The 14,084-nt window shown below is 72.2% G+C and carries 15 protein-coding genes; 8 read left to right on the forward strand and 7 right to left on the reverse strand.

Annotation, left to right across the window (positions count from 1 at the left end; translation table 11 throughout):
• Positions 1–1,113 (forward strand): succinyldiaminopimelate transaminase, encoded by a 1,113-nt coding sequence (gene dapC, locus ACFWCH_RS11475; protein WP_136028646.1) that lies wholly within the window; start codon positions 1–3, stop codon positions 1,111–1,113.
• A gap of 189 nt (positions 1,114–1,302) precedes the next feature.
• Positions 1,303–2,592, forward strand: a complete 1,290-nt coding sequence (locus tag ACFWCH_RS11480) for a citrate synthase (protein WP_136028647.1) — start codon at positions 1,303–1,305, stop codon at positions 2,590–2,592.
• Positions 2,593–2,708: 116 nt separating this feature from the next.
• Here the strand turns inward: ACFWCH_RS11480 and ACFWCH_RS11485 are convergent, their stop codons facing one another.
• Both ACFWCH_RS11485 and dapD read right to left on the reverse strand, forming a co-directional pair.
• The gene (locus ACFWCH_RS11485; RefSeq protein ID WP_206251515.1) at positions 2,709–4,109 is read right to left on the reverse strand and encodes a DEAD/DEAH box helicase; all 1,401 of its coding nucleotides are present in this window, start codon (positions 4,107–4,109) and stop codon (positions 2,709–2,711) included.
• 236 nt (positions 4,110–4,345) lie between these two features.
• Positions 4,346–5,299 (reverse strand): 2,3,4,5-tetrahydropyridine-2,6-dicarboxylate N-succinyltransferase, encoded by a 954-nt coding sequence (gene dapD / locus ACFWCH_RS11490; RefSeq protein WP_136033204.1) that lies wholly within the window; start codon positions 5,297–5,299, stop codon positions 4,346–4,348.
• A gap of 66 nt (positions 5,300–5,365) precedes the next feature.
• Between dapD and dapE the strand changes: the two genes are divergently transcribed.
• The 3 genes from dapE (at position 5,366) to ACFWCH_RS11505 (ending at position 7,906) form a co-directional block, all read left to right on the forward strand.
• On the forward strand, positions 5,366–6,439 hold the full coding sequence (gene dapE, locus ACFWCH_RS11495) for a succinyl-diaminopimelate desuccinylase (protein WP_136033202.1): 1,074 nt from the start codon (positions 5,366–5,368) through the stop codon (positions 6,437–6,439).
• Entirely contained in the window at positions 6,421–7,638 is a 1,218-nt protein-coding gene (locus ACFWCH_RS11500; protein WP_378803557.1) for a hypothetical protein, read from the forward strand. The genes dapE and ACFWCH_RS11500 overlap by 19 nt, the downstream gene beginning before the upstream one ends.
• Before the next feature lie 94 nt (positions 7,639–7,732).
• On the forward strand, positions 7,733–7,906 hold the full coding sequence (locus ACFWCH_RS11505) for a DUF3117 domain-containing protein (protein ID WP_136033199.1): 174 nt from the start codon (positions 7,733–7,735) through the stop codon (positions 7,904–7,906).
• Between the two features lie 89 nt (positions 7,907–7,995).
• Here ACFWCH_RS11505 and ACFWCH_RS11510 read toward each other — a convergent pair whose 3' ends face one another.
• Positions 7,996–8,634 carry an O-methyltransferase gene (locus ACFWCH_RS11510; RefSeq protein ID WP_136033197.1) on the reverse strand — a complete coding sequence of 213 codons (639 nt, stop codon included), beginning with the start codon at positions 8,632–8,634 and terminating at the stop codon, positions 7,996–7,998.
• Between the two features lie 90 nt (positions 8,635–8,724).
• Here ACFWCH_RS11510 and ACFWCH_RS11515 point away from each other — a divergent pair, with 90 nt between their 5' ends.
• Complete coding sequence (locus tag ACFWCH_RS11515; RefSeq protein ID WP_136033195.1) at positions 8,725–9,099, forward strand: twin-arginine translocase TatA/TatE family subunit; 375 nt, start codon at positions 8,725–8,727, stop codon at positions 9,097–9,099.
• A 9-nt stretch (positions 9,100–9,108) separates the two neighbouring features.
• Here ACFWCH_RS11515 and ACFWCH_RS11520 read toward each other — a convergent pair whose 3' ends face one another.
• From ACFWCH_RS11520 to ACFWCH_RS11535, 4 genes are read right to left on the reverse strand one after another with little or no spacing between them, the layout of a single operon-like run.
• The gene (locus tag ACFWCH_RS11520) at positions 9,109–9,603 is read right to left on the reverse strand and encodes a YcxB family protein (RefSeq protein ID WP_136035377.1); all 495 of its coding nucleotides are present in this window, start codon (positions 9,601–9,603) and stop codon (positions 9,109–9,111) included.
• A gap of 18 nt (positions 9,604–9,621) precedes the next feature.
• Entirely contained in the window at positions 9,622–10,743 is a 1,122-nt protein-coding gene (locus tag ACFWCH_RS11525; protein ID WP_136033192.1) for an Mrp/NBP35 family ATP-binding protein, read from the reverse strand.
• The gene (locus ACFWCH_RS11530) at positions 10,740–11,264 is read right to left on the reverse strand and encodes a DUF1003 domain-containing protein (RefSeq protein ID WP_136033189.1); all 525 of its coding nucleotides are present in this window, start codon (positions 11,262–11,264) and stop codon (positions 10,740–10,742) included. Before ACFWCH_RS11530 ends, ACFWCH_RS11525 begins: the two co-directional genes overlap by 4 nt.
• On the reverse strand, positions 11,264–12,529 hold the full coding sequence (locus ACFWCH_RS11535) for a magnesium transporter MgtE N-terminal domain-containing protein (protein WP_136033187.1): 1,266 nt from the start codon (positions 12,527–12,529) through the stop codon (positions 11,264–11,266). Before ACFWCH_RS11535 ends, ACFWCH_RS11530 begins: the two co-directional genes overlap by 1 nt.
• 91 nt (positions 12,530–12,620) lie before the next feature.
• Here ACFWCH_RS11535 and ACFWCH_RS11540 point away from each other — a divergent pair, with 91 nt between their 5' ends.
• Positions 12,621–13,406, forward strand: coding sequence for a general stress protein (locus tag ACFWCH_RS11540; protein ID WP_378803558.1), 786 nt, complete (start codon positions 12,621–12,623; stop codon positions 13,404–13,406).
• Between the two features lie 16 nt (positions 13,407–13,422).
• Positions 13,423–14,082 carry an alpha/beta family hydrolase gene (locus ACFWCH_RS11545; protein ID WP_378803559.1) on the forward strand — a complete coding sequence of 220 codons (660 nt, stop codon included), beginning with the start codon at positions 13,423–13,425 and terminating at the stop codon, positions 14,080–14,082.
• Positions 14,083–14,084 lie beyond the last annotated feature (2 nt).

Below are 14,084 nucleotides of genomic sequence, written 5' to 3' on the forward strand. Positions count from 1 at the left end.
GTGAGCGTCCGCGACCTCGCCGACTACCCGTGGGACGCGGTCGTCCCGTTCCGTGACCGCGCAGCGCAGCACCCGGGCGGTCTGGTCGACCTCTCGGTCGGCTCGCCCGTCGACCCGACGCCTGACATCATCCGCCGGGCGCTCGCCGAGGCGACAGACGCCCACGCCTATCCGCAGACGGTCGGCACGCCCGCGCTGCGCGAGGCCATCGTCGCCTGGTATGCGCGCCGCCGCGGCGTGCCGGATCTGCGCATCGACAACGTGCTACCCACGATCGGCTCGAAGGAGCTCGTCGGGCTCCTGCCCACGCTGCTCGGTCTCGGTCCGGGCGACATCGTGGTGCACCCGCGCGTGGCCTATCCGACGTACGACGTGGGCGCCCGCGTCGCCGGAGCCACACCGCTCGCGGCCGACGATCCGGCGGAGTGGCCCGAGGGCACGAAGCTCATCTGGATCAACACCCCTGGCAACCCCGACGGGCGCACCTGGAGCGTCGCGGAGCTCGCGGCCGCCGTGCGTCGCGCGCGCGAGCTGGGCGCGGTCCTGGCGAGCGACGAGTGCTACGCGGAGCTGGGGTGGGACGGCCCGTGGTCGACGGAGCCGATCCCGTCCGTGCTGGACCCGCGGGTGACCGACGGCAGCCGCGCCAACCTGCTCAGCGTGTACTCGCTCAGCAAGCAGTCGAACCTCGCGGGGTATCGCGCCGCCTTCGTGGCCGGGTGCGCCCGCATCGTGGGGGAGCTGCTCACCGCCCGCAAGCACCTCGGCCTCATGCCGCCCGCTCCGGTGCAGCACGCGATGGCCGTGGCGCTCGGCGACGACGCGCACGTGGCCGCGCAGAAGGAGCTGTACCGCGCCAGGCGCGACCTGCTCCGTCCGGCCCTGGAGGCCGCCGGCTTCCGCATCGACGGCTCGGAGGCGGGTCTCTACCTGTGGGCGACGGAGGGACGCGACGCGTGGGAGTCGCTGGGGCGGCTCGCCGACCTGGGCATCCTCGCGGGTCCCGGCCCCTTCTACGGTGCCGACGCGGCGCAGCACGTGCGGCTCGCGCTGACCGCGCCGACCGAGCGGGTGAGCGCGGCGGCAGAGCGCCTGCACGACGGCGCTCTGTAGCTTCCCTCAGCTCAGCGGCGATCTGTTTGGCGGTTGTCACAGTAGGCCGGTGGGACTACTAGGCTGTAAAAGCGATTCGGTCGTCACCCGACCAGGCGCTCGGCGCCGAGAGATCGCCACTTCCGGCTTGATCACGAACGTGCTGACACCCCCGCGACGCGCAGGCGGTCAGACAAAGGAGGAGGGCGCGTGAGCGCTGCAGCAGACCAGACGGCGAAGCTGACGATCGGTGACACCACCGCCGAATTCCCCGTGGTGCGCGGCACGGCCGGCCACGACAGCATCGATTTCTCGACGTTGACCAGGCAGACCGGGTACACCGGACTCGACTACGGCTTCGTGAACACCGCCTCGACCAAGTCCGAGATCACCTTCATCGACGGCGACAAGGGCATCCTGCGCTACCGCGGCTACCCGATCGAACAGCTCGCCGGGAGCACCAGCTACCTCGAGGTGGCGTGGCTGCTCATCTACGGCGAGCTGCCCTCGGCATCCGAGCTCGCCGAGTTCGACGAGAAGATCCGCCGCCACACGCTGCTGCACGAAGACCTCAAGCGCTTCTTCTCCGCGCTGCCGCACACCGCGCACCCCATGTCCGTGCTGTCCTCGGCGGTCGCCGCCCTGTCGACGTACTACGAGGGCCAGACCGACCCGCACAACCCCGAGCACGTCGAGCTGAACATGATCCGCATGCTCGCCAAGCTCCCGGTGATCGCGGCCTACGCGCACAAGAAGAGCGTCGGGCAGGCGTTCCTGTACCCCGACAACTCCCTCGGGTTCGTGGAGAACTTCCTCAAGCTCAACTTCGGCGTCAACTCCGAGCCGTATGAGATCAACCCGGTCATGGCGAAGGCGCTCGAGCTGCTGCTGATCCTGCACGAGGACCACGAGCAGAACGCCTCCACGTCGACCGTCCGCCTCGTCGGCTCGACGGGCGCGAACCAGTTCGCCTCCGTGTCCGCCGGCATCCAGGCGCTCTCCGGCCCGCTGCACGGCGGTGCGAACGAGGCCGTGCTGACGATGCTCGGCCAGATCCGCGACTCGGGGCAGAGCGTCGCGCGCTTCGTGGAGCGGGTGAAGAACAAGGAAGAGGGCGTGAAGCTGATGGGCTTCGGGCACCGGGTCTACAAGAACTACGACCCGCGCGCCAAGCTCGTCAAGGAGGCGGCCGACGAGGTGCTCGCCTCGCTGGGCGTGACCGACCCGCTGCTCGATCTGGCGAAAGAGCTCGAGGAGCTCGCGCTCGCCGACGACTACTTCCGCGAGCGTCGCCTCTACCCGAACGTCGATTTCTACACCGGCGTGATCTACAAGGCGATGGGCTTCCCGACGCGCATGTTCACGGTGCTCTTCGCGATCGGACGGCTCCCGGGCTGGCTCGCGCAGTGGCGTGAGCTGCAGCTCGACCCGCAGACCAAGATCGGCCGCCCGCAGCAGCTGTACACGGGTTCGCCCGAGCGGTCCTTCCCGACGCGCTGAGCCGTCACCCGAAACGCCCCCTCCGTCACATCGGAGGGGGCGTTTCGGCGTCCGGCAGCGCCACGCAGAACGGTGCCCCTCCGTGAAGAGGGGCACCGTTCCGGGTGGCAGGGGTGTCAGCGGCCCTGCGAGCCGCGGCCACCGCCCTGGCGGGACTGGCCGCCCTGGCGCGAAGCGCCGCCGGTCTGCGTGGAGTAGCTGGCGCCCTGGCCGCCGCCCTGACCGCCGGAGCGGCGGCGGCGACGTCGCGCGGGCGGGGTCGCCGCGGAGCTGCGCTCGCCACCGGCGGGGCGCTGCTTGGCGGCCGGGCGCTGCGGCGCCTGCTGCACCGGTGCGGGGCGCACGTGCGGCGCGCGCTCCGGCACCAGCTCGGTCACCGCGGCCGGGGTGAGCTCTTCGAGCGGGGCCGAGATCGCGGCCTTGCGCAGCAGGTCCTTCACGTCGCGGCGCTGCTCGGGGAGCACGACCGTGACCACCGTGCCCGCGGCGCCGGCACGCGCGGTGCGGCCGGAGCGGTGCAGATAGGCCTTGTGCTCGACGGGCGGGTCGACGTGCACCACGAGGTCGACGTTATCGACGTGCACACCGCGCGCCGCGACATCCGTGGCCACGAGCACGCGCACCCCGCCGTCCTCCGGAGCGGTCGAGAACGCGCCGAGGTTGCGCTCGCGCGCGTTCTGCGAGAGGTTGCCGTGCAGGTCGACCGCGGGGATGCCGGCGGCCGTGAGCTGCTTGGCGAGCTTCTTCGCCTGGTGCTTCGTGCGCGTGAACAGGATGCGACGGCCGGTGCCGGACGCCAGGTCGCGCACGAGCACGGTCTTGTTCTCGGTGGAGTCGACCACCAGCACGCGGTGCGTCATCTCGCCCACGGGCACGCTCGCCTCATCGACCTCGTGGCTGACCGGGTTCGAGAGGAACCGGCGGGCGAGGGTGTCGATGCCGCGGTCGAGGGTCGCGCTGAACAGCAGGCGCTGTCCGTCGGCGGGCGTCGCCGCGAGGATGCGGGTGACGCCGGGGAGGAAGCCGAGGTCGGCCATGTGATCGGCCTCGTCGAGCACCGCGACCTCGATCGCGCTCAGACGCACGACCTGCTGCTTCATGAGGTCTTCGAGGCGACCGGGGCAGGCCACCACGATGTCGACGCCGCCCTGCAGCGCCTTCTCCTGCGGACGCTGGCTGACACCGCCGAACACGGTGGTGACGCGGAGGCCCACGGCCTCGGCGAGCGGGGCCACGGTGGCGGCGATCTGCGTCGCGAGCTCTCGGGTCGGCGCGAGCACCAGGCCGCGGGGGAGCCCGGCGCGGCGCTTGGTGCCCGAGGCCGCGAGCCGCGCCACGAGCGGAAGGGCGAAGGCGATGGTCTTGCCGCTGCCGGTGCGTCCGCGACCGAGGAGGTCACGGCCGGCGAGCGAATCGGGAAGGGTGTCGCGCTGGATCGCGAACGCCTCGGTCTTGCCGGAGGCGGCGAGAACGGCGGCGAGCTCGGCGGGAACGCCGAGATCGAGGAAGGAAGGCATGCAGAAACTCCGTCAGCGCCCGACAGGGGCGCGGTAGTGGGGTGAGGTGGGCGAGGACGCGGCGGATCGCGCGTCCGTTCGCCGTACGTATGGCCAGTTCGGGCTGGTGATGGGAGCGCCGGGCGCTCGCTTCGGTCCTCGGAGACCCCTAGACGACGACGATGCTGACCGGCCGGCGGCGCGAGCAGCGGTGTCAGTCTACCAGTGGCGGCATGCCGGAGGCCGCATGCCCGGTGTCAGGCGTGCAGCGCGTCGTTCAGCGTGACCCCGACGCCGGCGCGCTGGACCGCCTCGACCGCACCGGTGAGGGAGTTGCGACGGAACAGGAGGCCGTCGCGGCCGGACAGCTCCGCGCCCTTCACGGTCGGACGGCCGCCGTCCGGAGTGACCGGGCCGTCGGCCAGCACGATCTTGGTGCCAGCCGTGACGTAGAGCCCGGCCTCGACCACGCAGTCGTCACCCAGCGAGATGCCGATCCCCGCGTTGGCGCCCAGGAGCGTGCGCGACCCGATCGAGACACGGTGCGTGCCGCCGCCGGAGAGCGTGCCCATGATGGAGGCGCCGCCACCGATGTCGCTGCCGTCGCCCACGACGACACCCTGCGAGATGCGGCCCTCGACCATGGAGGCGCCGAGCGTACCGGCGTTGAAGTTCACGAAGCCCTCGTGCATCACGGTGGTGCCGGGGGAGAGGTGGGCGCCGAGGCGCACGCGGGACGCGTCGGCGATGCGGACACCGGCGGGCTGGACGTAGTCGGTCAGGCGCGGGAACTTGTCGAGCCCCTGCACCTGGATGCCCGCCCGCTGGAGCTGCGGGCGCAGACGGGCCGCGTCGGACGGCAGGACAGGTCCGGCGTTCGTCCAGGCCACGTTCGGCAGGTGGGCGAAGATGCCGTCCAGGTTCAGCTCGTTCGGGCGTGCGACCAAGTGCGACAGCGCGTGCAGCCGCAGGTATGCGTCCGCGGTGGAGGCGGGGGCGGCGTCGAGGTCGACCTGGAGCTGGACGACCTCGACCGTCACGTTGCGGCGCTCGTCCGGCCCGGCGAGCGGGACCAGGGCGTCGACCGCGGCCGCGGCGTCCTCGGTCGAGGGGGCGACGGTGCGCACCTCGGGGAACCAGGCGTCCAGGACGGTGCCGTCGCCGGCGGTCGTGGTCAGTCCGATGCCCCACACAGTTCTCGCGTCGCTCATACCTCCACGGTATCGCGGGCCGACCCGGGCCTCCGCCCGCATGACGACGGTCGGTAGGCTGAGGGCATGGTGCTCGATCTGACCGCGTCCTCTGCTGCCCTCACCCGCGCGATCTGCGACATCCCGAGCGTCTCGGGCGACGAGAAGACGCTCGCCGACGCCATCGAGCAGGCCGTCGCCCCCCTCGCGCACCTCGAGGTCATCCGGCACGGGAACACGATCGTCGCCCGCACCGACCGCGGCCGAGACCGTCGCGTGGCGATCGCCGGCCACATCGACACCGTGCCCGTGAACGGCAACCTTCCCACGCGCGACATCGAGGTCGACGGCGAGCCCTACCTGTGGGGGCGCGGCACGGTCGACATGAAGGCGGGCACCGCGGTGCAGTTGAAGCTCGCGGCCGAGCTGACCGACCCCGCGGTCGACATCACGTGGATGTGGTACGACAACGAAGAGGTCGAGGCGACCAAGAACGGGCTCGCGCTGCTGGCGGCGGCACGTCCCGACCTGCTCCAGGCGGACTTCGCGATCCTGGGCGAACCGTCGAACGGCGAGGTCGAGGGCGGCTGCAACGGCACGCTGCGGGCGATCGTGCGTACCTCGGGTGTCCGCGCCCACAGTGCCCGGGCGTGGATCGGCGAGAACGCCATCCATCGCGCCGCGCCCATCCTCACCCGTCTGGCCGAGTACCGCGCTCGGGAGGTCCCGGTCGAGGGGCTGCTGTACCGCGAGAGCCTCAGCGCCGTCCGCATCGCCGGCGGGGTGGCGGGCAACGTCATCCCCGACGCGTGCGAGGTCGAGGTCAACTACCGCTTCGCGCCCAGCAAGTCGGCCGCCGACGCCGAGGCCCACGTGCGCGCGGTGCTCGCGGGGTTCGACGTGGAGATCACGGATGCGGCCGAGGGGGCACGCCCCGGGCTGGACGCCGACATCGCGCGGGACTTCGTGGCGGCGGTCGGCGCCGAGCCGCGACCGAAGTACGGCTGGACCGACGTGGCGCGCTTCTCGGCGCTGGGCATCCCCGCCGTGAACTACGGCCCCGGTGACCCGCACCTCGCCCACCACGACGAGGAGCGGGTGCCGCTCGCGCAGATCGCGGCGGTCGAGCAGGGCCTGCGGGCATGGCTCACCTCGCACTGAGCACGGCACGTCGCTGGGCCCGGCTTCCCCTTCCGCTGCGCATCGGCCTGATCTATCTCGGCGCGCGCGTCGTGACGACGGGGTTCCTGATCGCGGCGGCGTCGCTGTCCACCGTCTTCTCGCGCTTCGGCGGTGACGCGGGCCTGATCGACTTCGTGCTCGGCTGGGACGCCCAGTGGTACTGGCAGGTGGCCGTCCACGGGTATCCGAGCGAGCTGCCGCTGACCGACGCCGGCGAGGTCGCCGAGAACGCGTGGGCGTTCATGCCGGTGTTCGCATACGCCGCGAAGGCGCTCGGTTTCGTGCTCGGCTCCTGGGGAGCGGGAGCGTTCGTGCTCGCCCTCGTCGCCGGCTACCTGGCCTGCCTGGCGCTGCATCGCCTGCTGCGCGATCGCATCGGCAGCGGGGCCGCGCTCTGGGCGGTCGTGTTCTTCGCCGCAGGGCCGCTGGCCGCGATGTTCCAGGTGGGCTATGCGGAGACGCTGTTCCTGCTGCTGCTGTTCCTCGCCCTGGACGCGACGATCCGCCGGCAGTACGCGTGGCTGTACCTGCTGATCCCGGTGATGGGCTTCACGCGACCCGGGGTTCTGGCGTTCGCGCTGTACCTCGGCCTCCACGGCATCCTCCGCTGGATCCACCGCCGCGACGATCCGCTCGCGCTGCGCGAGGTGGTGCACATCGTGGCGGCCGGCGCGCTCGCCGTCGCGACCGGCTTCGCGTGGCAGGTGATCGCCGCCGTCGTCACGGGCGACCCCGGGGCGTATCTCGCGACCGAGCTCGCCTGGCGCCGGCACTGGATCGTGGGCGGCGTCGACGGCTTCGTGCCGTTCGAGGGGTGGGTGCAGGCGTCGCAGTTCTGGTTCTCGCTGTGGGGGCTTCCCGCCGCGGGGGGACCCGTCGCGCTCGTGCTGCTCGTGGTGGCCGCGGCCCTCGCGCTGCTGTTCGCCCGCCCGGTGCGGGCACTGGGTGCGGACCTGCGCCTGTGGAGTGCGAGCTACCTGCTGTACCTGCTGGCGGTGTTCTTCCCGCAGTCGAGCACGTTCCGGTTGCTGCTGCCGCTCAGCCCGGTGTGGGGCGCGGTCGCGGTGCCCCGGTCGCGCGCCTGGCGTCTCGGCGTGCTGGTGCTGTGCCTGCTCGGTCAGTGGGTGTGGATCTACCACGTGTATGCGCTCGGCAGCACGTTCTGGCAGGTTCCCTGATCGCGCGGGAGAACGGGATTGTGTCGGCGTGACGTCCACGGCGCGGTGTCACCCGATAAACTCGTTCCATACCACCGGAGGAAAGGGAGCCACGATGGCAGCGATGAAGCCGAGGACCGGAGACGGACCGATGGAGGCCGTGAAAGAAGGACGACTCATCATCGTGCGCGTTCCGCTCGAGGGCGGCGGCCGCCTGGTCGTCTCCGTGAACGACGCCGAAGCGAAGGAGCTCCACGACGTGCTGGGTGCCGTCGTGACGCCGGCCTGATCGAACCGGGTCCGCTCGTGCGGAACCAGGAGGGCGATGGATCCGCGGATCCATCGCCCTCTTTCGCTGTTCCGGCCCCGTGCCCGCGGTCAGTCCTGGTCGTCGAGGCGCACCAGCTGCAGCAGTCCCTCACCGGCCGGCGACACCGTGGCCAGCACCGCGGAGGACTCCTGGGTCGCCTGCACCAGCGAGCGGTAGGCGGAGGTCACGTCGTCGCGCTGCACGGGGTCGGCCACGCGACCGCCGGCGAGGATGCGCGGCACGAGCACGAGCCCGCCGACCCGTGCGAGCCGCAAACCGTGCTCGACGTACTCGATCACGTTCTCCGGGTCGGCGTCGACCAGCACGATGTCGTACGAGGACTCGTTCATGCGCGGCAGCACGTCGCTCGCGCGACCCGTGATGAGGCGGGCGCGGGTGGACGGGACGCGGGCGTCGGCGAACGCCTGGCGTGCCGCGGCGAGATGCTCCGGCTCGTTGTCGATCGTGGTCAGGACGGCCTGCGGGGCGCCGCGCAGCAGCCAGAGGCCGGACACGCCGGCACCGGTGCCGATCTCGACGATCGACCGCGCCCCCGCGGCGGCGGCGAGCACGGCGATCTGCGAACCGACCGCGGCGCTCACCGGGGCGGCACCGAGCTCGACCGCGTGCGCGCGCGCCCTCGCGAGGGAATCCGGTTCGACGATGGATTCTCGAAGGAAGCGCGCGTTGGCGTCGTGCTCGCTCATGGGCTGACTCTCCCTGCCTGCGTGGGTGATGCCTCCAGGGTATGGGCTGTCTGCGCGCAGACTCCGCAGGCGCGGCGGTAGCCTGGTCACATGACGTTCGGTCTGACCTTCGAGAAGCTGCTGCTGATCGGCCTCATCGCGGTGCTGATCATCGGACCCGAACGTCTTCCCCGTGCGGCCGAGAGCTTCGCGCGACTCGTCCGCAAGGCCGGCGAGTACCTGCGCGACACCAAGTCGCGGATGCGGGAGGAGATGGGCCCGGAGCTCGACGACGTCGACTGGCGCAAGCTCGACCCGCGGCAGTACGACCCCCGGCGCATCATCCGCGACGCCCTGTTCGAGGAGCCGCAGCCGACGACCCCGGCCGCGGTCGCCGCCACCATCGCGGAACCGGTGGCCCCGCGCACCGCGCCGCCGGTGTTCGATGCGCAGAACCGTCCTCCGTTCGACTCCGAGGCCACCTGACCCGACGGCTCAGGAGACGCGGGATCGCAGTCGTGCGATGTCGTCGTCGCTCAGCAGCACGCGGGGGATCGCGGTCGCCACGGCGGCATCGCGCACCTTGAGCAGCACGGCGTCGCGCCCGACGCGGACGTGCTGGAACTCGGAGTAGGGGATCTCGGAGCGCCGCCGGTCGCTGCCCAGCTGCAGCCGGTCGTCCTCCAGCGCCACCCACACCACGCTCTCCACGGGCATGGCGGCCCGCACCGCACGGCGCGCGCTGGACACCGACAGCAGCACCGCGTAGAGGCCGAGGGCGACCGCGACCGCCGGAGTGAAGGCCACGATGGCGGACGTCTCCTGCCCGGCGCGCGCGGTCGCGGTGAGGTTGAGCACGCCGATGATCAGGGCGGCGGCCAGCGCCAGCCACATGACGATGGCGACCGGGCGCGTGAGGGTGTAGATCGCGGCGTCCCTCGCCATGTGACGGAGCAGTCTCTCGTCCACGGTCACGGAGCGGTGCGGCATCCGGGCATCCTCCACGGGTCAGGAGATCGACATCGGCAGCGGTCGACCGGCGAGGCCGCGTCCCTGTCGTCCGAGCTGTGCGGCCAGAGTGCGGATGGCGGTCGCCGCCGCGTCGTCCGGCTCGGCGATCACGACGGGGTCGCCGACGTCGCCGCCCCGCCGCAGCGCGGGGCTGAGCGGGATCGAGGCCAACAGCGGCACCGGGGAGCCGGGTTCCGACAGGGCCTCGGCGACCGCCGCCCCGCCGCCCGCGCCGAACAGATCGACCACGGTGCCGTCCGGGAGCGTGTACGCCGCCATGTTCTCGACCACGCCGATCACCCGCTGTCCGGTCTGCCGCGCCACCAGTCCGCTGCGGATCGCCACCTCCGATGCGGCCGCCTGCGGCGTCGTCACCACGAGGACCTCCGCGTGGGGGAGCAGCTGACCGATCGAGATCGCGATGTCTCCCGTGCCGGGCGGCATGTCGATCAGCAGCACGTCGAGGTCGCCGAAGAAGACGTCGGTGAGGAACTGCGACACGGTCCGATGCAGCATGGGCCCGCGCCACGCGACGACCGACTCGCCGTCGCGCAGGAACATCCCGATCGAGATCGCCTTCACGCCGTGCGCGACCGGGGGCAGCATGAGGTCGTCGATGCGCGTGGGCTGCGTGCCGGCGGGGATGCCGAGCAGACCGGGGATCGAGAACCCGTGCACGTCGGCGTCGACGAGGCCGACCGCGAGCCCGCGCTGGGCGAGAGCGACCGCGAGGTTCGCGGTGACGGTGGACTTGCCGACGCCGCCCTTCCCGCTGGACACGAGGATCACGCGCGTGAGCGACTCGGGTCCGAACGGCATGTGGCGCGGCGGGCGACCGGCGCGCAGCTTCTCGGTCAGCGCCTTCCGCTCGGCGGGGGTCATGACCCCCACGTCCACCTCGACGGTCTCGATGCCGGGCACCGCGGCGGCCGCGGCGCGGACATCCCGCTCGATGCGGTCAGCGGCGGGGCACCCGACGATGGTCAACGCGATCCCGACGTGCGCGACGGTGCCGTCGACCTCGATGTCCCGCACCATGTCGAGCTCACCGATGGGGCGTCGCAGCTCCGGGTCCGTGACGGCGGAGACGGCGCTGCGGACGCTGTCGGCCGCGGTCATGGGGTCGCGCCGCCCGCCGGCTCGTCCTCGGCGTCGTTCAGCTCGGCCAGCAGCGCCTTCAGCTCCTGGCGCAGCACGTCTCGGGTGACCGCCTGCGAATTGCGCTCCTCGAGCGCCATGCGCAGCGCCACGATCTCCCGCGCCAGGTACTCCGTGTCGGCGAGGTTGCGCTCGGCCCGCTGGCGGTCCTGCTCGATCTGCACGCGGTCGCGGTCGTCCTGCCGGTTCTGCGCGAGCAGGATCAGCGGGGCGGCGTACGAGGCCTGCAGTGACAGCATGAGCGTGAGCGCCGTGAACCCCAGGGCCGCATCGTCGAAGCGCAGGTGGTGCGGCATGAGCGTGTTCCACCCGATCCAAAGGATGCAGAACAGGCTGAGGATCACGAGGAAGGCGGGCGTGCCCATGGCCCGGGCCACCCACTCCGTGAACCGTCCGAAGCGGTCGCGGGAGGTGGTGCGGGGGCGCGTGGTTCCCCGCCCCGGTGCGTCCAGGCGCGGCGTCGACCGGCTCATCCTCGCCATCAGCGCGCCCCCGTCGTGGGCGACGCGTCGTCGCTGTCGTGCGTGCGCCAGTCGTCGGGCAGCAGGTAGTCCAGCACGTCATCGATGCTGATGGCGCCGACGAGGCGGTGGGCGGCGTCGACCACGGGGAGCGACACCAGGTCGTAGCTGGCGAGCATGCGGGCGACCTCGGCCGCGGAGGCCGTGACCGGGACGGGTTCGAGGCTGTCGTCGAGGATGGCGCCGAGGCGCTCGTGCGGCGGGTAGCGCAGCATCCGCTGGAAGTGTACGAGGCCCAGCAGGCGTCCGGTCGGGGTCTCGAACGGGGGCAGCGTGACGAACACCGCGGCGGCGAGGGCGGGGTGCAGCTCGTGACGGCGGATGAGCGCCAGGGCCTCGGCCACGGTCGCGTCGGCGGAGAGGATGATCGGCTCCGGCGTCATCAGACCGCCCGCCGTGTCGGGGCCGTAGCGGAGCAGCATCCGGACGTCCTCTGCCTCTTCCGGCTCCATCAGCTCGAGCAGCTGCTCCAGGCGGTTGGGCGGCAGCTGTGCGAGCAGGTCGGCGGCGTCGTCCGGCTCCATCTGGTCGAGGATGTCCGCGGCGCGCTCGTCGCCGAGCCGGTCGAGGATGTGCACCTGCTCGTCCTCCGGCATCTCCTCCAGGGCGTCGGCGAGACGGTCGTCGGAGAGCTCTTCGGCGACCTCGATCATGCGCTGCTGCGGCAGGTCGAGGAGGGTGTTGGCGAGGTCGGCGGCGTGCAGTTCGGAGTACGACGCGACGAGCTGCTCGGCGGACTGCGCCTCGCCCGGCGCCCGCTCCTCGGCGACCTCGTTCCAGGCGGCGAACGTCGTCGGCCCCTTGGCGAAGGGGGAGGCCCCGGTCTTCGGTCGCCGCAGGAAGAGCTGGCTGATGGCCCATTCGCCCAGACGGTTCGGCTCGATCGCCACGTCTTCGATGACGGCGGTGCCGCTGCCGTCGATGAGGCTCACGCGGCGCCCGAGCATCTCCGCGAGCACCCGCACCTCACCGGCTCGCGGTGAGAAGCGGCGCACGTTGATGAGGCCCGTGGTGATGACCTGCCCCGACCGGATCGAGGTGACCCGCCCGATCGAGAGGAACACGTGGCGGCGGCCGGGGATCTCGACCACGAGGCCGATCACACGAGGGGCCGCGGTACTTCGATACACGACGACGACATCCCGGACTTTGCCGAGCCGGTCGCCGACGGGATCGAAGACGGCGCACCCTGCGAGGCGCGCGGCGAAGACCCGTTGTGTGCTCACTCGTCCAGCGTATCCCGGGGGTCTCGCCCGCGGCGGCCGCACGCCATCCGCGGCGGCCGTGAGCACGGCATGGAAGAATGGCTTGATGAGCATGCTTAATCGCCCAGCGAACGGCACGGACACCGGCGAGATCGTCGCCTCGATGCGCGACTACGAGAGCGCGCAGAAGACGGTGTCGAAGCTGATCGCCGGAGAGGTGCCGGCGCGGGACATCGCGATCGTCGGGCAGAGCGTCCGCACGGTCGAGCGGGTGACGGGGCGCCTCGGCTATGCCGCCGCCGCCCGATCGGGCGCGATCAACGGCGTGCTGATCGGGCTCTTCCTGTCGGCCATCCTCGTGCTCGGCAACCCCGAGGTCCCCATCCAGCTGTTCGTGGGATTCGTCTTCATCGGTGTCGCGGTCGGCATGCTGCTGAGCCTCGTGACGTACGCGATCGTCCGCCGGCGCCGCGACTTCGCGAGCGTCACGCAGTTCGCCGCCGATCACTACGAGGTCACGGTGCAGGCGGCGTCGCTGGCCAAGGCCCGCCAGGTGCTCGGTGCCACGCGGGTCGCTCCGGTGCGCCCGCCCGTGAACCTGGACGAGCCGCCGCGCTATGGGGAGCGCATCACCCCGGGTGCCGGCACCCCCGCGCCCGCTCCCGCACCCCCGGCTGCTCCGGCTCCCGCGCCCGCTCCGCCGGCCCCCGAACCTGAGCCGGGCGCGGAACCCGCCCCCGCTCCGACCCCCGAGCCCGCACCGGCCCCGGAGCCCGCTCCCGCCCCCGAACCCGCTCCCGCCCCGGAGCCGGCTCCCGCCCCGGAGCCCGCTCCCGCCCCCGAGCCCGGGGTGCCGCCGCGGCCGGCCGATCCCGGCGCCGCTGGCACGATCCGCTGACGCGGCACGACGAGCGATGAGCACCCTCGACGTCGCGCTGCCCAACGGCACGGTCACGGTGTCGGTCGATCGGACGGACGCCGAGAGTGCCGACATCGTCCTGATCGCCCACGGCGCCGGCGCGGGCAAGGACCACCCGTTCCTCGTCGGCCTCGCCGGGGCACTCGACGGTCTCGGTCTCGCGACGGCACGGTTCTCCTTCCCCTACAGCCAGCAGGGGCGGAAGATGCCGGGTCCGGCTGCCCACGCCGTCGCCACCTGGCGCGCGATCGTCGAGGCCACCCGGGCCGCCCACCCCGGTCGACGCATCTGGGCCGCGGGCAAGTCGTACGGCGGGCGCATGGCGTCGCTCGCGGTCGCCGAGGGGCTCGCCGTCGACGGGCTCGTGTACCTCGGCTACCCCCTGCACCCGCCGGGGCGCCCGGACCGTCCGCGCACCGAGCACCTTCCGGCGATCGCCGTGCCGCAGCTGTTCATCGAGGGGACGAACGACCCGTTCATCCAGCCGCTGTCGCAGTTCGAGGAGGCGCTCGCCGCCTGCCAGGACGCCCGGGTCCACTGGATCGAGGGCGGCGGTCACTCCTTCGAGATCGCGGGACACAAGCGTCCCGCGGCCGATGTCGGGGCCGCGCTCGCCCCGGTGATCCGCGACTTCATCGTCGCCCGACGCCGCTGACG

It is taken from the genome of Microbacterium sp. NPDC060132 (assembly GCF_042729675.1).
GTDB lineage: Bacteria > Actinomycetota > Actinomycetes > Actinomycetales > Microbacteriaceae > Microbacterium > Microbacterium sufflavum.